Annotated in this window: 16 protein-coding genes and 2 pseudogenes; 11 read left to right on the top strand and 7 right to left on the bottom strand. The window is 64.3% G+C overall.

Features of this window, described 5'->3' with window-relative positions:
- Positions 1-13 precede the first annotated feature (13 nt).
- The 3 genes and pseudogenes from ACPFMJ_RS00930 to petA all read right to left on the bottom strand — a co-directional run bounded on the left by ACPFMJ_RS00930 (position 14) and on the right by petA (position 2,736).
- On the bottom strand, positions 14-868 hold the full coding sequence (locus tag ACPFMJ_RS00930) for a cytochrome c1 (protein WP_424362034.1): 855 nt from the start codon (positions 866-868) through the stop codon (positions 14-16).
- Positions 869-902: 34 nt separating this feature from the next.
- Positions 903-2,140 (bottom strand): annotated as a pseudogene (locus tag ACPFMJ_RS00925) (cytochrome b).
- 62 nt (positions 2,141-2,202) lie between these two features.
- Positions 2,203-2,736, bottom strand: a complete 534-nt coding sequence (gene petA / locus ACPFMJ_RS00920; protein ID WP_424362033.1) for a ubiquinol-cytochrome c reductase iron-sulfur subunit — start codon at positions 2,734-2,736, stop codon at positions 2,203-2,205.
- A 290-nt stretch (positions 2,737-3,026) separates the two neighbouring features.
- Here petA and ACPFMJ_RS00915 point away from each other — a divergent pair, with 290 nt between their 5' ends.
- The 3 genes from ACPFMJ_RS00915 (at position 3,027) to hemF (ending at position 5,251) form a co-directional block, all read left to right on the top strand.
- Positions 3,027-3,503 carry a tRNA (cytidine(34)-2'-O)-methyltransferase gene (locus ACPFMJ_RS00915; protein ID WP_424362032.1) on the top strand — a complete coding sequence of 159 codons (477 nt, stop codon included), beginning with the start codon at positions 3,027-3,029 and terminating at the stop codon, positions 3,501-3,503.
- A gap of 109 nt (positions 3,504-3,612) precedes the next feature.
- Positions 3,613-4,284 (top strand): rRNA methylase, encoded by a 672-nt coding sequence (locus tag ACPFMJ_RS00910; RefSeq protein WP_424362031.1) that lies wholly within the window; start codon positions 3,613-3,615, stop codon positions 4,282-4,284.
- A 55-nt stretch (positions 4,285-4,339) separates the two neighbouring features.
- Positions 4,340-5,251, top strand: a complete 912-nt coding sequence (hemF, locus tag ACPFMJ_RS00905; protein ID WP_424362030.1) for an oxygen-dependent coproporphyrinogen oxidase — start codon at positions 4,340-4,342, stop codon at positions 5,249-5,251.
- A 7-nt stretch (positions 5,252-5,258) separates the two neighbouring features.
- Here the strand turns inward: hemF and ACPFMJ_RS00900 are convergent, their stop codons facing one another.
- Together ACPFMJ_RS00900 and ACPFMJ_RS00895 are read right to left on the bottom strand one after the other, a co-directional pair.
- Positions 5,259-5,627: a GtrA family protein gene (locus tag ACPFMJ_RS00900; protein ID WP_424362029.1), complete on the bottom strand. Its 369-nt coding sequence runs from the start codon at positions 5,625-5,627 to the stop codon at positions 5,259-5,261.
- On the bottom strand, positions 5,627-5,935 hold the full coding sequence (locus ACPFMJ_RS00895; RefSeq protein ID WP_424362028.1) for a c-type cytochrome: 309 nt from the start codon (positions 5,933-5,935) through the stop codon (positions 5,627-5,629). The genes ACPFMJ_RS00900 and ACPFMJ_RS00895 overlap by 1 nt, the downstream gene beginning before the upstream one ends.
- A gap of 148 nt (positions 5,936-6,083) precedes the next feature.
- Here ACPFMJ_RS00895 and ACPFMJ_RS00890 point away from each other — a divergent pair, with 148 nt between their 5' ends.
- Positions 6,084-6,926 (top strand): class I SAM-dependent methyltransferase, encoded by an 843-nt coding sequence (locus tag ACPFMJ_RS00890; RefSeq protein WP_424362027.1) that lies wholly within the window; start codon positions 6,084-6,086, stop codon positions 6,924-6,926.
- A 64-nt stretch (positions 6,927-6,990) separates the two neighbouring features.
- On the opposite strand, the gene ACPFMJ_RS00885 is transcribed toward ACPFMJ_RS00890, so the two are convergent.
- Both ACPFMJ_RS00885 and ACPFMJ_RS00880 read right to left on the bottom strand, forming a co-directional pair.
- The gene (locus tag ACPFMJ_RS00885) at positions 6,991-7,359 is read right to left on the bottom strand and encodes a hypothetical protein (RefSeq protein ID WP_424362026.1); all 369 of its coding nucleotides are present in this window, start codon (positions 7,357-7,359) and stop codon (positions 6,991-6,993) included.
- A 274-nt stretch (positions 7,360-7,633) separates the two neighbouring features.
- Positions 7,634-7,795: a hypothetical protein gene (locus tag ACPFMJ_RS00880; RefSeq protein WP_424362025.1), complete on the bottom strand. Its 162-nt coding sequence runs from the start codon at positions 7,793-7,795 to the stop codon at positions 7,634-7,636.
- 73 nt (positions 7,796-7,868) lie between these two features.
- On the opposite strand from ACPFMJ_RS00880, the pseudogene carB reads away from it, so the two are divergent.
- The 7 genes and pseudogenes from carB (at position 7,869) to ACPFMJ_RS00845 (ending at position 15,368) form a co-directional block, all read left to right on the top strand.
- Positions 7,869-11,151 (top strand): annotated as a pseudogene (carB, locus tag ACPFMJ_RS00875) (carbamoyl-phosphate synthase large subunit).
- Positions 11,152-11,341: 190 nt separating this feature from the next.
- The gene (greA, locus tag ACPFMJ_RS00870; RefSeq protein WP_424363761.1) at positions 11,342-11,815 is read left to right on the top strand and encodes a transcription elongation factor GreA; all 474 of its coding nucleotides are present in this window, start codon (positions 11,342-11,344) and stop codon (positions 11,813-11,815) included.
- Positions 11,816-11,855: 40 nt separating this feature from the next.
- Positions 11,856-12,242, top strand: a complete 387-nt coding sequence (locus ACPFMJ_RS00865) for an endonuclease domain-containing protein (protein ID WP_424362024.1) — start codon at positions 11,856-11,858, stop codon at positions 12,240-12,242.
- Between the two features lie 62 nt (positions 12,243-12,304).
- A complete protein-coding gene (locus ACPFMJ_RS00860) occupies positions 12,305-13,300 on the top strand; it encodes a mitochondrial fission ELM1 family protein (RefSeq protein ID WP_424362023.1) in 996 nt (331 codons plus the stop codon).
- A 216-nt stretch (positions 13,301-13,516) separates the two neighbouring features.
- Positions 13,517-14,476: a thioredoxin-disulfide reductase gene (gene trxB / locus ACPFMJ_RS00855; protein ID WP_424362022.1), complete on the top strand. Its 960-nt coding sequence runs from the start codon at positions 13,517-13,519 to the stop codon at positions 14,474-14,476.
- A 9-nt stretch (positions 14,477-14,485) separates the two neighbouring features.
- On the top strand, positions 14,486-14,725 hold the full coding sequence (locus tag ACPFMJ_RS00850; RefSeq protein WP_424362021.1) for a CDGSH iron-sulfur domain-containing protein: 240 nt from the start codon (positions 14,486-14,488) through the stop codon (positions 14,723-14,725).
- A 196-nt stretch (positions 14,726-14,921) separates the two neighbouring features.
- Entirely contained in the window at positions 14,922-15,368 is a 447-nt protein-coding gene (locus ACPFMJ_RS00845; RefSeq protein WP_424362020.1) for an endonuclease domain-containing protein, read from the top strand.
- Positions 15,369-15,398: the final 30 nt, after the last annotated feature.

The following is a 15,398-nucleotide window of genomic DNA, read 5'->3' as shown; positions in this document are numbered from 1 at the left end:
AATTCGGCGGCCGCTAATGCGCGACGTTCGACCAGATCTTGCGCTTGGTGAAATATAGCAGCAGCGCGAATATGACGAGGAAGGCGAGGACGCCCTGCCCGATATGCTTGCGCGCCTCGAGATGCGGCTCGGCGACCCACATCAGGAAGGCCGTCACATCCTTCGAATACTGGTCGACCGTCTGCGGAGCCCCGTCATCGTAAGTCACCGCGCCGTCGGAAAGCGGCGGCGGCATGCCGATGCGATTGCCCGGCATATAGGCGTTGTAATACTGGCCATCCGGCACGGTCACGCCATGCGGCGGCTCGCCATAGCCCTTGAGAAGCGAGGCGACATAATCGGAGCCGTGCTCCTGATAAGCGAGGCCCGGCAGCGCATCGAGCAGGAAGGTCGGGAAGCCACGGCCATAGCCGCGCGCCTTCACGAGCACGGACATGTCCGGCGGATAGGCGCCCGACATCGCCGCGCGCGCCGCCTGCTCATTGGCGAAGGGCGGCGGGAAACGGTCGCTCGGCCGCGCGGGACGGTCGTAATATTCGCCGGAATCGTTCGGGCCGTCCTTGACCTTGTAGGTCGCCGCGAGATCCGCGACTTCCTTTTCGGTGAACTCCGGCCCGCCCGGCTGGCCCAAATTGCGGAAGGCCAGCATCTTGATCGAGTGGCAGGTCGAGCAGACTTCCTTGTAGACCTTGAAGCCGCGCCGCAGCTGCGCCTTGTCATAGCTGCCGAAGACGCCTGCGAAGCTCCAGGCGTGGAGCTCCGGCTTCTTCTCGTGATGCCCCGACTCGGCGAAAGCCGGCGCGCCCGCGAGGGCGGCGGCCATGAGGGCCGCGCCCGAAAGGAAAGACAGAAACGGTCTGCGCTTCATCGAAGAGTCCTGATGGGCCTGAAAGGGTCGCGCCTTATGCATGGGAGGCTTCCTTCGTCGCGACCGCGGCGTCGATCGACTCAGGCAGCGGCTCCGCCTTCTCGTGCTTTGCGATGAGCGGCAGAATGATCACGAAATGCAGGAAGTAATAGAAGGAGAAGATGCGGGCGAGCCAGAGATAGACGCCTTCCGCCGGCTGTGCGCCAAGATAGCCGAGCCCGATGCAGACCGCGACGAAGGCCCAATAGGCCTTGCGGAATATCGGGCGATAGCTGCCCGACTTGATGGGCGAATTGTCGAGCCAGGGCAGCGCCGCCGTGATCAGGATCGACAGGAAGAGCGCGATGACGCCGAGCAGCTTGTTCGGGATGGCGCGCAGGATCGCGTAGAAGGGCAGGAAATACCACTCCGGCACGATATGCGGCGGCGTCACCAGCGGGTTCGCCTCGATGTAATTGTCCGGATGGCCGAGATAGTTCGGCACGAAGAAGGTCATCCAGGCGTAGAGGACGAGGAAGACGCCGATCGCGAAGCCGTCCTTCATCGTGGCGTAGGGCGTGAAGGGGACGGTGTCCTTCTTGATGTCCTTCACCTCGACGCCGGTCGGATTGTTCTGGCCCGTGACATGCAGCGCCCAGACATGCAGCGCGACGATGGCGACGATGATGAAGGGCAGGAGGTAATGCAGCGCGAAGAAGCGGTTCAGCGTCGGATTGTCGACCGAATAGCCGCCGAGCAGCCAGATGGTGATCGACGTGCCGACCACCGGGATCGCCGAGAAGAGATTGGTGATGACCGTCGCGGCCCAGAAAGACATCTGGCCCCAGGGCAGGACATAGCCGAGGAAGCCCGTCGCCATCATGACCATGAAGATGATCACGCCCAGATCCACAGCACTTCGCGCGGCTCCTTGTAGGAGCCGTAATACATGCCGCGAAAGATGTGGATGTAGACGGCCAGGAAGAACATCGACGCGCCGTTGGCGTGCGCGTAACGTAGCGCCCAGCCCCAATTGACGTCGCGCATGATCTTTTCGACGGAGTCGAAGGCGAGCGTCGTCTCCGGCGTGTAGTGCATGGCGAGCACGACGCCGGTAATGATCTGCGCCACGAGCATGAAGGACAGAATGGCGCCGAAGGTCCACATGTAGTTCAGATTCTTCGGCGTCGGATAGGCGACGAAGGAATCGTACATGAAGCTTATGAGCGGCAGCCGGCGTTCCAGCCACCGGGCGAAACCGCTCTTGGGCGTGTATTGGGAATGTCCGTCCATGGAACTTTCTCGGAATGCGTCGGGGGCGACGGGAAAGGCGGAAAAATCGGACAGGCCGGGGCCTATCCGATCTTGATCTTGGTGTCGCTGACGAAGGCGTATTTCGGCACTTCCAGATTGGACGGAGCCGGGCCGCTGCGGATGCGGCCGGAAACATCGTAGGTCGAGCCGTGGCAGGGGCAGAACCACCCGTCATATTCGCCCGACTTGCCGGTGGGAATGCAGCCGAGATGGGTGCAGACGCCGATCACGACGAGCCATTCCGGCTTCTGGACGCGTTTGGAGTCGGCCTCGGGGTCGGGAAGCTCGGCGAGCGGCACGTCTTCCGCCGCCTTGATCTCCGAGGCGGTGCGATGGCGCACGAAAACCGGCTTGCCGCGCCATTTGACCGTGACGATCTGGCCGAGGGGGATGGTCGACAGATCGACTTCGGTGGAGGCGAGCGCCAGGGTGGAGGCGTCGGGATTCATCTGCGAGATCAGCGGCCAGACCATCCCGCCCGCGGCGACCGTGGCGGCCGCGCCTGTCGCGATGTAGAGAATGTCTCGACGGCTGGTTTCCGCCGGCGTATTTTCTGTGACGTTCTTGGTGCTCACGCCTGGACCTCTCCCAATCGCTTCGAATAAAGAGCGCCCGAAAGACAAGCGCAAGCTCCACTCGGAGCAATGGTTCCACTTTTTCGCGCCGCACGCCAGTCTTGTGCCCGGCGGCGAGCGGACGGGGCGACGGCTAAGCCTTCTCCCGGCAGCGGCTTATGTGGCGCCAATCCGCCATCATGTCCACAAGCCCACCCCGGGATTCTTCGCCCTTTTATGCGACTTTTTCGCCGCGGCGCGCCTTCGCGGCGATTTGCCGCAAAATCTGGAACTTCAGCCGGTTTCCCATCATGACGCCCCTCACCCTGGCCCTTTATCAGCCCGACATCCCCCAAAACGCCGGCACGATGCTGCGCATGTGCGCCTGCTTCGGCATCGAGGCGGCGATCATCGGCCCGGCGGGTTTTCCCGTGACCGACGCCGCCTTCCGGCGGGCCGGCATGGACTATCTCGATCAGGTGACGATACGCCGTCACGCCTCCTTCGACGCCTTCCAGGCCTGGCGGTCCGCCCGCGCGGCGGAAGGCGCCGGCGGAAGGCTCGTTCTGCTCTCGACGCGAGCTGCCCTCTCCTACGCATCGTGCAAATTCGAGTCCGGGGACGTCCTCATGGTCGGTCGCGAATCGGCCGGCGTTCCGGACGCGGTCTTCGCCGCCGCTGACGTCGCGGTGAAAATCCCGATGCAACCGCAGGCGCGCTCGCTCAATGTCGCGGTCTCGGCCGCCATGGTCGCGGGCGAAGCGCTGCGCCAACTCGGGCGGCTGTAACGCCCCACGACCAACGTGCGGGCGCGCACAGCGCGAACGCAGATCGCCTCCTAGCGTGCGATGGGCCGCCGAATTTCAAGGCGGCGCTCACAATTCACGGGAGGCGAAGATGACCTTTCAGGCGACACGCGTCTCGCTGTTCATCGCCGAGCGCTTTTTCACCTTCCTGCGCGGCGCGATCTTCACGCTCGCCATGGGCTTCGGGCTCTACGCCCTCGTCGCCAATTTCAGCGATATGCGCGAGGTCGCGGGCCACGTCGTCGCGCGATTGGCGCAATTCGAGGTGAGCGCGACCTCGGTGAAGGTCGGACTCACGCCGGAAAACATTGCGGCCGCAGGTCAGGAGAGCAAGGAAATCCCGGACAAGATGAAAGGGCTTCTCCTGAAGAACGACATTCTTTCGCTCAAGGAAAGCTGGGTGATCCGCCTGCTCTATACCGACGGCGCGGGCCTCAAATGCGACTATCCCAATCCGACGCCCGAGATGAAGGCGAATGTCGCCGCCGACCGGCATCTCGCGGCCGATGGGCTCATAGAGATGACGGAAGATCCGCAGCTCAAGGCGGAGGCGCTCGAGGCCATGCGCAAGGCGAAAGCCGAAGGGAACGGCTGGACGATCGGCGAGCCGCGCTCCTGCTACCGGACCAGGCTCACCTGGCGCGGCGGGAACGTGAAAACCGCGCTCGCCGAATTCCTGGGCGCCGCCTTCACGGCCGTGGCCGCCTCCACCGAGGCCCGCGCGCCGCATCCGATGAAGGTCGCCGCGGCGAGTGATCGCTGAAGATTTGACAAGGCGCTGCCGACGGCGTTGATGGGCGTCAAAAAAGGAGACCCCGATGACCGCCGCGCAGGATCAGCTCGAAGCTCGCAAACAGGCCGCGCGCGACTGGTTCGAGGCGCTTCAGCTGCGAATCTGCGCCGCTTTCGAGGCGCTGGAGGACGAGGCCACGGGCCCCTTCGCCGAAGCGACCGCTCCGGGGCGTTTCGAGCTCTCGCGCTGGGAGCGCCAGAACCATGACGGGGCGCCGGGCGGCGGCGGGCGCATGGGCATGATCCATGGCCGCGTCTTCGAGAAGGCCGGCGTGCATTGCTCGACGGTCTTCGGAACCTTCCAGCCGGAATTCGCCAAGCAGATCCCCGGCGCCGCCGAAGACCCGCGCTTCTTCGCGACGGGCATCTCGCTCATCGCGCATCCGTGGAACCCGAACGTTCCCGCCGTGCACATGAACACGCGCTTCGTCGTGACGAGCAAGGCCTGGTTCGGCGGCGGCGCCGATCTCACCCCCGTGCTCGACGCGCGCCGCACGCAGCAGGATGCGGACACGATCGATTTTCACGCCGCCATGCGCGGCGCCTGCGAGCGCCATCCGGTCGCGGACTACAAGCGCTTCAAGGAATGGTGCGACGAGTATTTCTTCCTTCCGCACCGCAAGGAGCCGCGCGGCATTGGCGGCATTTTCTACGATTATTTCAACAGCGCGGGCGATCCGGAGAACAGCAACTGGGACAAGGATTTCGCCTTCACGCGCGATGTCGGCGAAAGTTTCCTCGCCATCTATCCCGAGCTGGTGCGCCGCAACTTTACGAAGCCGTGGACGCCGCAGCAGCGCGAGGAGCAGCTCGTGCGGCGCGGGCGCTACGTGGAATACAACCTGCTCTATGACCGCGGCACGATCTTTGGGCTCAAGACAGGGGGGAATGTCGACTCGATCCTCTCATCCATGCCGCCTTCGGTGAAGTGGCCGTAACGACGGATCATCCGAACGTCCACACCCTGTTCAAACCAAACGTCACAAACATCGCCAGCACCGTCGTCACGACCTGCGCCGGCAGATAAGGCGCCCCTAACCTATTCACGAACAGACTCATCAGCACATAGGTCACGCAAAAGCCGACAAAGGCCACGAGCCCGAAGCGCCAGCCCGCTTCCGCGTGCGGCCGGTCGCTCGCGAATGTATGACGACGGTTAAGAACATAGGCGACGACTCCGCCCGCCACATAGCCGCACAAAGTCGCGGGAACGGGCGCCCATCCGCCTGCCTCCACCAGCGCGATCAAGATCGCGTAATGCACGGCCGTCGCCCCGGCGCCGACCGAGGCGTAGGTCGCGAGCTGGCGCAGCATCAGCGCGCGGCGGGAAGCTGGGAATAATAGCGCGCGAGGTCGCGCATCTCCTCGTCGGAGAGATGGCGGCTCTCATAGGCCATCTCCTTGTGCGGGCGACGCCCATTCTTGAAGTGCTGGAGCTGCGTGTAGAGATACTGGTCGTGCTGGCCGGCGAGGTTCGGGATCTCGACGTCATTGCCGATCCCGTCCGGCCCATGGCAGGCCGCGCATTCGGCGACGACCTTGGCGAGATCGTATTTCTGCTCCGCGTGGGCGGCGACGGAAGCGATTGTCAAAAACGCGGCGCAGGCGGCGAGCGATTTCATCAGGCTGTCTCCAGAGCGATGATTCCGCTTATCGGTCAGGCGTGAGCACCAGCGCAAGTACGCCTGCGCGAAAATTGGAGGGGCGAACCAAACTCGCTAAAACGAAACGCCGCGCCTTTGGCGCGAGCCGCGATCAGGAGGACTCGATTTGTCGATCGTCGAAAAGTTCGGCCACGTCTCCAACGAGGAATGGCTCGAACTGCTGCAGCGCAGCGCCCACGAGCCTTTCATCGACGGCGTGGAGTTTCCGCGCTTTCCGCACTCGTCCATCCAACTGAAATTCAACGGGGCTTCCGATGCGGAGGCGATGGCGGCCGCTCACGCCCTCTGGCTCTACGCGGAAGGATATAGCCGCGCCTACGGCAATCCGCTTTGCTCCCATTCGAAGGCGCTCGACATTGGCTGCGGCTGGGGTCGCGTGACCAGAACTTTCGCCCGCGATATCGCCGCCGAAAACATTCACGGCGTCGACATCGACCCGTTCGCGATCGCGCTTTGCAAATTTCTCGGGGTGCCCGGTAGTTTCACGGTGACTCAGGCGGGAGCGCCTTTGCCGTTCAATGACAATATGTTCGACGTCGTCACGGCCAATTCCGTATTCACTCACCTGCCCGAGCGCATCGCCGCCTCTTTGCTCACTGAAATGAACCGCGTGACCAAGGCCGGAGGCGTCGTCGTCTTCACGCTGGAGGACGAACTGTTCTTGGACGCGATCGGGAGGCCCGGCATCGACTCATATGGCAAGCGTTGGCGCCGCCTGTTGCGTTATGCAGACAAGGCCGCTGAATTGAAGGCGCGCTTCGCCGACGGGGAATACATCTTTCTTTCGACCCAGGACGGGAGCATTCGCACAGCCGAGGTCTATGGCGACGCGGCCATTCCCTTGTCCTGGTTGCAGCACAACTGCGGACGCCTTTTCAACTTCGTTCGATACGACGCCGCGAGGCCTCCGCTTCATCAGGCGGTCGTCGTCGGGCGGAAAGAACAGTGAACGGGCCACTGTCCCCATCCTTCCCGATGGCGCGCCGGCGACCTGTCCGACGCCGTCGCCCGCTTTAGCGGTTCTCATCCTCGCTCACCGCTGCAAGCTTCGCGGCGAGCAGCGCGAAGAGAAGCAGCGCCAGGTTGAAGATCAGCGCGAGAATTGCGGCCCGGTTCGGGCGCATCTGCGTCGCCGACAGGATCTCGGACAGGATGACGAGCCAGAAGCCCGCCGCGCTATCCTTGAAGAGGCCGACCGCCAACCAGAGCAGCAGCAAATTGGCGCCCAGAATGATAACGGTTATCTCGCTCTCCCGCATGATCAACGCCGTCAGAAACACCGACGCGACAACCAGATAGACGGCGACGTGGTAGCGACGCGCGAAGGCTCCGGCGGTAGCCTTGGGATTTTTGAGGAACGCCGCGAAATTCGACGTTTCCATATGACGAGACACTCCCTATGCGGGGACCGCCCGCGCGGTCTGCCAGCGTCATATAAAATGCCGCCGGAGCAGCGAGGAAGAATCTATCGCATCTCTATTTTTTCGCAAGTGCGAAAGGAAAATACTGGTCAATCTCGGCTAAATATGCGTTTCGATTGATTTCTTGGCAAGGAAAGGAATATCTGGTCGGAAACTTTATGTGTGCTTCCACACAACGCGAGATCGCCCGCACAGCCTGGAAACATGCGTAGGGGAGCGCTCTACCCGTCCTGCGTCAGGTCGCCCCGGCTTCAATCGGAACGCCCCACTCCGCCAAAAGATCGCGCAGATCAAAGAGGAAGGGCAGGATTTCCTGATTCCAGTCCGCGCCCTGCGCGTCATGCGCCGCCTGCTCCAGTTCCACCGCGAAACGATCCTCGGCGAAGATCGTCTCCATAAATTTCCGATGCCCAAAAAGAGACATGACATCACGCTGATCCAGATTTCATCTGATCATCGGCGCCGGCCCCATCGTCATCGGGCAGGCCTGCGAGTTCGACTATTCCGGCACACAGGCCTGCAAGGCGCTGAAGGCCGAGGGCTACCGGATCGTCTCGTCAACTCCAATCCGGCGACGATCATGACCGATCCGGATCTCGCCGATCGCACCTATGTCGAGCCGATCACGCCCGAGATCGTGGCCAAGATCATCGAGAAGGAACGCTACGCCGTTCCCGGCGGCTTCGCGCTGCTCCCGACCATGGGCGGCCAGACGGCGCTGAACTGCGCGCTCTCGCTCGAGAAGATGGGCGTCTTGAAGAAATTCGACGTCGAGATGATCGGCGCGACGGCGGAGGCGATCGACAAGGCGGAGGATCGCGAACTCTTCCGCGAGGCGATGAAAGATCGGCCTCGAGACGCCGCGCTCGCATCACGTCAAGACGCTGCACCGCGGCGCTCGTCGCGCTGGACGACATCGGCCTGCCGGCCATCATCCGCCCTCGTTCACGCTCGGCGGCACGGCGGCGGCATCGCCTACAACAAGGCGGAGTTCATCGAGATCGTCGAGCGCGGCATCGACGCCTCGCCGACCAGCGAGGTGCTGATCGAAGAGAGCGTCCTCGGCTGGAAGGAGTATGAGATGGAGGTCGTCCGCGACAAGGCGGACAACTGCATCATCGTCTGCTCGATCGAGAACATCGACCCGATGGGCGTGCATACCGGCGACAGCATCACCGTCGCGCCGGCGCTGACGCTGACGGACAAAGAATATCAGATCATGCGCGACGCCTCGATGGCCGTTCTGCGCGAGATCGGCGTCGAGACGGGCGGCTCCAACGTGCAGTTCGCGGTCGATCCGCGCACGGGCCGCATGATCGTCATCGAGATGAATCCGCGCGTGTCGCGTTCGTCGGCGCTGGCCTCGAAGGCGACGGGCTTTCCGATCGCGAAGGTCGCGGCGCGCTCGCCGTCGGCTACACGCTCGACGAGATCGCAGAACGACATCACGGCGGCGCGACGCCGGCCTCCTTCGAGCCGACGATCGATTACATCGTCACCAAGATCCCGCGCTTCGCCTTCGAGAAATTCCCCGGCGCCGAGCCGACGCTGACCACGCGATGAAGTCTGTCGGCGAAGCGATGGCCATCGGCCGCAAGCTTCGCCGAATCGCTGCAGAAGGCGCTGCGCTCGCTGGAGACGGGTCTCTCCGGCCTCGACGAGATCGAGATCGAGGGGCTCGGCAAGGGCGACGACATGAACGTGCTGCGCGGCGCGCTCGGCACGCCGACGCCCGATCGCCTGCTCGTCGTCGGCCAGGCGCTGCGTCTCGGCATGAGCGTCGGTCGAAGATCCACGAGGCCTGCAAGATCGATCCCTGGTTCATCGCGCGCATCGCGGAGATCGTCGCGCTCGAAGACAAGGTGAAGACATACGGCCTGCCGAAGGACGCTGAAAATCTGCGCAAGCTGAAATTCGCCGGCTTCTCCGACACGCGCCTCGCAACGCTCGCAGGCGTCGAGGAGGCGGATGTGCGCAAGGCGCGTCACGCGCTGAATGTGCGGCCGGTTTACAAGCGCATCGACACATGCGCCGCCGAATTCGCTTCGCCCACGGCCTATATGTATTCGACTTACGAGTCGCCCTTCATGGACGCGCCGGCGAGCGAGGCCGCTCCATCCGATCGCAAGAAAGTCGTCATCCTCGGCGGCGGTCCGAACCGCATCGGCCAGGGCATCGAATTCGACTATTGCTGCTGTCACGCCTGTTTCGCGCTGACGACGCCGGCTTCGAAACGATCATGATCAACTGCAATCCGGAAACGGTCTCGACCGACTACGACACGTCGGACCGTCTCTATTTCGAGCCGCTGACGACCGAAGACGTCGCCGAAATTCTCCACGTCGAGAAGTCCCGCGGCACGCTCGTTGGGCGTCATCGTGCAGTATGGCGGCCAGACGCCGCTGAAGCTCGCCCATGGGCTCGAGGCGAGACCGGCGCGCCCATTCTCGGCACGCCGGTCGACTCGATCGACCTCGCCGAGGACCGCGATCGCTTCAAGCGCCTGCTCGACAAGCTCGGCCTCAAGCAGCCCAAGAACGGCATCGCCTATTCCGTCGAAGCAATCGCGCATCGTCGCGGGCGAACTCGGCCTGCCGCTCGTGGTGCGCCCATCCTACGTGCTCGGCGGCCGCGCCATGGCGATCATCCGCGAGCGAGAGCGCTCGACGACTATCTGCTCGGCGTGCTGCCGAGCCTCGTGCCTCGGAAATCAAGGCGCGCTATCCGAACGACAAGACCGGGCAGATCAATATGGTGCTCGGCAAGAACCCGCTGCTCTTCGACCGCTATCTGACGGACGCGATCGAAATCGACGTGGACTGCATCGCGGACGGCGAGGAAGGCCGCCATTGCGGGCGTGATGGAGCACATCGAGGAGGCGGGCATTCACTCCGGCGACTCGGCCTGCTCGTTGCCGCCGCGCTCGCTCGCGCCCGACACCATCGCGGCGCTGGAAGAGCAGACGAAGAGCCTCGCCATGGCGCTCGGCGTCGTCGGCCTGATGAACGTGCAATCGCGCTCAAAGACGGCGAAATCTACGTCCTCGAAGTGAACCCGCGCGCCTCGCGCACGGTGCCTTTCGTCGCCAAGGTCGTCGGCGCGCCCTTCGCCAAGATCGCCGCGCGCATCATGGCGGGCGAGAAGCTGTCCAGCTTCAAGCTGCCGACGACGAAGCTCGAGCATATCGGCGTGAAGGAAGCCGTCTTCCCCTTCGCGCGCTTCCCCGGCGTCGACACGGTGCTGGGCCCGGAGATGCGCTCGACCGGCGAGGTGATCGGCCTCGACACCTCTTTCGATGCGGCCTTCGTGAAGAGCCAGCTCGGCGGCGGCACCAAGGCGCCGCGCGAGGGCGTGGTCTTCGTCTCGGTCCGCGACGCGGACAAGCCCCGGATCATCCCCGCCATCCGCTTGCTGAAGGAGATCGGCTTCAGCGTCGTCGCAACCGGCGGCACCGCGCGCTTCCTGCAAGAGCAGGGCATTTCCGCGCAGAAGATCAACAAGGTGTCGGAAGGCCGCCCGCACATCGTCGACGCGATCAAGAACGGCGCGATCCAGCTCGTCTTCAACACAACCGAGGGAGCCCAGGCTCTGGCGGATTCCCGTTCCTTGCGCCGCGCCGCGCTTCTGCATAAGGTTCCCTATTATACGACTCTCGCCGGCGCGGTCGCGGCGGCGCAGGGCGTTAGGGCTTATGTGTCGGGAGACCTCGAGGCGCGGGCGCTGCAGGATTATTTCCAGCCCGCAACCGACTGAGAACAGGGAAGTTTAGAGGGCGGACGCCGAAGCGCGCCCCATCGGAGCAATCCGGGGTCGAGCGCCGGCGTCGCTTTTGCGGCAAACTGACGGACAAACGATTCGGGAGCAAACCCGCGCCGGCTTTTCAGTCCGCGGGCGCGGCGGATATTCCCGGCAACCGAAAAGGCGAAGAGCGAAACCAATGGCAATCGACAAGGTGCCGATGACAGCCCCCGGCTACGCCGCGCTCGCAGAGGAACTGCGCCGCCGGCAGCAGGAAGACCGCCCGCGCATCATCCAGCAGATCGCCGAAGCGCGCGCTCACGGCGACCTGTCCGAGAACGCGGAGTATCACGCGGCGAAAGAAGCGCAGTCGCTCAACGAGGGCCGCATCGCCGAGCTCGAGGACAAGCTCTCCCGCGCGGAAGTGATCGACGTCTCGAAACTCTCCGGTTCGACGGTGAAATTCGGCGCGACCGTGACGGTCGTCGATGAGGACACCGAAGAGGAGAAAGCCTATCAGATCGTGGGCGAGACCGAAGCCGACGTGAAGAGCGGCCGCGTATCGCTGACGAGCCCCATCGCCCGCGCGCTGATCGGCAAGAAGGTCGGCGACACGGTGGAGGTGAAGACCCCGGGCGGCGGCAAGAGCTACGAGATCTTGAAGGTCGCGTTTGTCTAGTCTCTTCTCCCCGTAAACGGGAAGAGGGGTAAAGAACCTGATGCGCGACCCCGATCATTTTGAGCGCACCCGCAGCCGTGACCTGCGCGCCGCGCAGACCTCTGCGGAGGCGCTCCTCTGGGGAAAGCTGCGGGGGCGTCGGCTTGGCGGATACAAGTTCGTGCGTCAGGAGCCCATTCAGGGCTTCTATGCCGACTTCGTTTGTCGCGAACATAAGCTGATCATCGAGGTGGACGGGGCCACGCACTCGACCGCCGAAGAGCTCGCACATGACTCGCGGCGAGAACAAGCGCTTCGAGAGGCCGGCTTCCGCATCCTGCGCTTCCAAAACAACGAAATCTTCCACAACATCGACGGCGTCTGTGACACGATCCTCGACGCGCTGGTCCCCTCATCCCCTCTCCCCGTAAAACGGGGAGAGGGTTAGGGTGAGGGGCGAGGCCGCATCGGCGCGCCTGGAATTTCTCGAGTCTGCCCGGCAAACCTTTCGTGACTTGGCCCGCCCCTCACCCTGGCCCTCTCCCCGCAAGCGGGGAGAGGGAATCAAACCGCCTCCCCGCCGGAACAACTCTCCGCATCCTCTCCGACGGCCGCGCGGGCCACGAAGCCCAGACCCTCGGCCTCGCCGAAGCCCTGGGCCTGACCCCCGACATCCGCCGCGTCTCCCCGCGCCATCCTTACGACTGGCTCGCCCCCTTCGCCCCGCCCGACCCGCGTGACGCCGACGCCTTCGCCCCGCCCTACCCCGACATCGCGCTCGCCGCTGGCCGGCGGACTATCCCCGCGCTCAGGCGCCTCAAGCGCGCGTCCGGCGGCCGGACCTTCACTGTCTATGTGAACCGCCCCGCCACGGGCCTCGACACGGCCGACCTCATCGTCGCGCCGCGTCATGACGGCCTCAAGGGCCCAAACGTCGTCACGCCCCTCACGCCCCCAAATCGCGTCACCCCTGAACGCCTCGCCGCCGCCCGCGACGCGCCGGACCCGCGCATCGCCGACCTGCCCCGCCCGCGCGTCGCCATGCTCATCGGCGACGCCAGCGGGATCGTTCAGGACCTCGATTACATCGCTTCCGTTCTCATCGCCTCCGGCGCCAGCGTCATGGCGACCCCTTCGCGGCGCACCTCCGAGGAAACCCGCGCGGCGATGCGCGCCGCGCTCGATCAGCCATTCGGCTGGTTCTGGGACGGCGAGGGCGAAAACCCCTATTTCTCCATGCTCGCCAACGCCGACCGCCTCATCGTCACCGGCGACAGCGTCAATATGGTGGGAGAGGCGGTCGCCACCGGCGTCCCGGTCCATGTCATCGAACCCTATGTGACGCGGCGAAAGCTGACGACTTACCTGAAGGCGCTGGAGAGCGCTGGCGCCATCCGGATCTGGCCCTGCCGCTTCGACGACTGGACATATCCACCGATCAATTCGACGCATGTCGTGGCGCGGAAGATCGCGAAAGCCTACGCCGCCTTCGACGCTCTGCCGTAACGGCTTTTCCTTGCGGCGCGGCGCATAATGACTAGATTGCGGCTCTCTCTCCCTCTCCCCGCCTGCGGGGAGAGGGTTGGGGTGAGGGGCCGGGCCGCGATCCGCATCTGAATGAAGGCGTGGATCAACGATTCCAGGTCGTCGTCGCTTTGCCCCTCACCCTGACCCTCTCCCCGTCTCACGGGGAGAGGGAACGTCCAACCCCGCGAGTTCCCCATGTCCGCCCCCAAACATGCGCGCGTCATCATCATCGGCTCCGGCCCGGCCGGTTATACGGCGGCGATCTACACCGCGCGCGCCATGCTGGAGCCGATGCTCATCGCCGGCTTCGACCAGGGCGGCCAGCTCATGATCACCACCGACGTCGAGAACTATCCCGGCTTCGCGGAGCCCATTCAGGGCCCGTGGCTCATGGAGCAGATGCGCCTTCAGGCCGAGCATGTCGGCACGAAGCTCGTCTCCGACCACATTGTCGAAGCCAAACTCGACAAGCGCCCCTTCACCCTCGTCGGCGACAGCGGGACGATCTACACCTGCGACGCGCTGATCATCGCGACGGGCGCCAAGGCGAAGTGGCTCGGCCTGCCGAGCGAGGAGAAATTCAAGGGCTTCGGCGTCTCCGCCTGCGCCACCTGCGACGGCTTCTTCTTCCGCGGCAAGAAGGTCATCGTCGTCGGCGGCGGCAATACGGCGGTGGAGGAAGCGCTTTACCTTTCCAACCTCGCGTCGCATGTCACCATCGTGCATCGTCGCGACGAGTTCCGCTCCGAGCGCGTTTTGCAAGAACGCCTGAAGCAGCGCGAGAACGTGTCGATCCTGTTCAACCACGTGATCGACGAGATCGTCGGCACGGAAGGCCCGCTCTCCGTCACCGGCGCGCGGCTGAAGAACGTCGCCACCGGCTCGACGCAACTCCTCGACGCCGACGGCGTCTTCATCGCCATTGGCCACGCGCCGGCTTCGGAGCTGTTCAAGGGCCAGGTGAACGTCAAGCCCAGCGGCTATATCGCCGTCGAGCCCGGCTCGACGCGCACGAACATTCCCGGCGTCTATGCGGCGGGCGACGTCGCTGACGAAGTCTATCGCCAGGCCGTGACCGCCGCCGGGCTCGGCTGCATGGCCGCGCTGGAAGTGGAGAAATTCCTGCTCGACGCACCCGCGCTCGAAACGGTCTGAGGAGAAAAAATGTCGGAACGCGTCGTCTTTCAAAAGAAAGCCATGCCCGTCGAGGTCGAAGAGGGCAAAACCTATTACTGGTGCGCCTGCGGCCGCAGCGCCAAGCAGCCCTTCTGCGACGGCGCCCATAAGGGCACCGGGATCGAGCCCGTCGCCTACAAGGCCGAAGCGACCGGCAAGGCTTTCTTCTGCGGCTGCAAGGCGTCGAAGAAGGAGCCGCTTTGCGACGGCACGCATAAGGAGTTGTGAGAGGGCCTCACCCCGCCCCTGCTTTGTGAAAGTCGCAGGGTCACCCCACCCCGGACGGCTTCGCCGCCCGACCCTCCCCCTCAAGGGGAGGGTGATTAGCCCGGCCACAACACCCCCACCCTCCCCTGGAGGGGGAGGGTCGCGCCGCAGGCGCGGGGTGGGGTGACGCGCGCCGAAGGCGCCAGCGGAGAAACGCTTGAAAGACGACAAGCTCCGCCGCTTCCGCCTCGCCACCGCAAAGCGCCTCCGCGCAAACCAGACAAGCGTCGAACAGCGCTTATGGAACGCAATCGACCGCATCCCTCTGTTGCAGACGCATTTCCGTCGTCAAGCGCCGATCGGCCCCTATGTCGTCGATTTCGTCGCGCTGAGAGCGAAGCTCGTTATCGAACTCGACGGCGAGTCGCATACGCATCCCGGCGCGAGCGAAAAAGACGCCCGTCGCACGGCTTGGCTGGAGCAGGAAGGCTACCGCGTCCTTCGCTTCTGGAATGCCGAAGTCTACGAAAACATCGATGGCGTTCTCGACACGATTCATGCGGCGTTGTACGGGTCTAAGGACATAGACGCGGGGCTCACCCCACCCCGGACGGCTCCGCCGTCCGACCCTCCCCCTCCAGGGGAGGGTCGCCGCGAAGCGTAGGGATGGAGTGACGCCGCGCCGCAGGCGCGC

The organism is Methylocystis parvus (genome assembly GCF_049675845.1).
Taxonomy (GTDB): domain Bacteria; phylum Pseudomonadota; class Alphaproteobacteria; order Rhizobiales; family Beijerinckiaceae; genus Methylocystis; species Methylocystis parvus_A.
This window is presented reverse-complemented; position numbering and strand designations above follow the sequence as displayed.

Excerpts from the sequence above, each read along its gene's own strand:
- ACPFMJ_RS00930 (WP_424362034.1), bottom strand. The coding sequence starts at position 868 with ATGAAGCGCAGACCGTTTCTGTCTTTCCTTTCGGGCGCGGCCCTCATG.
- ACPFMJ_RS00915 (WP_424362032.1), top strand. The coding sequence starts at position 3,027 with ATGACGCCCCTCACCCTGGCCCTTTATCAGCCCGACATCCCCCAAAAC.
- ACPFMJ_RS00910 (WP_424362031.1), top strand. The coding sequence starts at position 3,613 with ATGACCTTTCAGGCGACACGCGTCTCGCTGTTCATCGCCGAGCGCTTT.
- hemF (WP_424362030.1), top strand. The coding sequence starts at position 4,340 with ATGACCGCCGCGCAGGATCAGCTCGAAGCTCGCAAACAGGCCGCGCGC.
- ACPFMJ_RS00900 (WP_424362029.1), bottom strand. The coding sequence starts at position 5,627 with ATGCTGCGCCAGCTCGCGACCTACGCCTCGGTCGGCGCCGGGGCGACG.
- ACPFMJ_RS00895 (WP_424362028.1), bottom strand. The coding sequence starts at position 5,935 with ATGAAATCGCTCGCCGCCTGCGCCGCGTTTTTGACAATCGCTTCCGTC.
- ACPFMJ_RS00885 (WP_424362026.1), bottom strand. The coding sequence starts at position 7,359 with ATGGAAACGTCGAATTTCGCGGCGTTCCTCAAAAATCCCAAGGCTACC.
- ACPFMJ_RS00880 (WP_424362025.1), bottom strand. The coding sequence starts at position 7,795 with ATGGAGACGATCTTCGCCGAGGATCGTTTCGCGGTGGAACTGGAGCAG.
- ACPFMJ_RS00865 (WP_424362024.1), top strand. The coding sequence starts at position 11,856 with ATGCGCGACCCCGATCATTTTGAGCGCACCCGCAGCCGTGACCTGCGC.
- trxB (WP_424362022.1), top strand. The coding sequence starts at position 13,517 with ATGTCCGCCCCCAAACATGCGCGCGTCATCATCATCGGCTCCGGCCCG.
- ACPFMJ_RS00850 (WP_424362021.1), top strand. The coding sequence starts at position 14,486 with ATGTCGGAACGCGTCGTCTTTCAAAAGAAAGCCATGCCCGTCGAGGTC.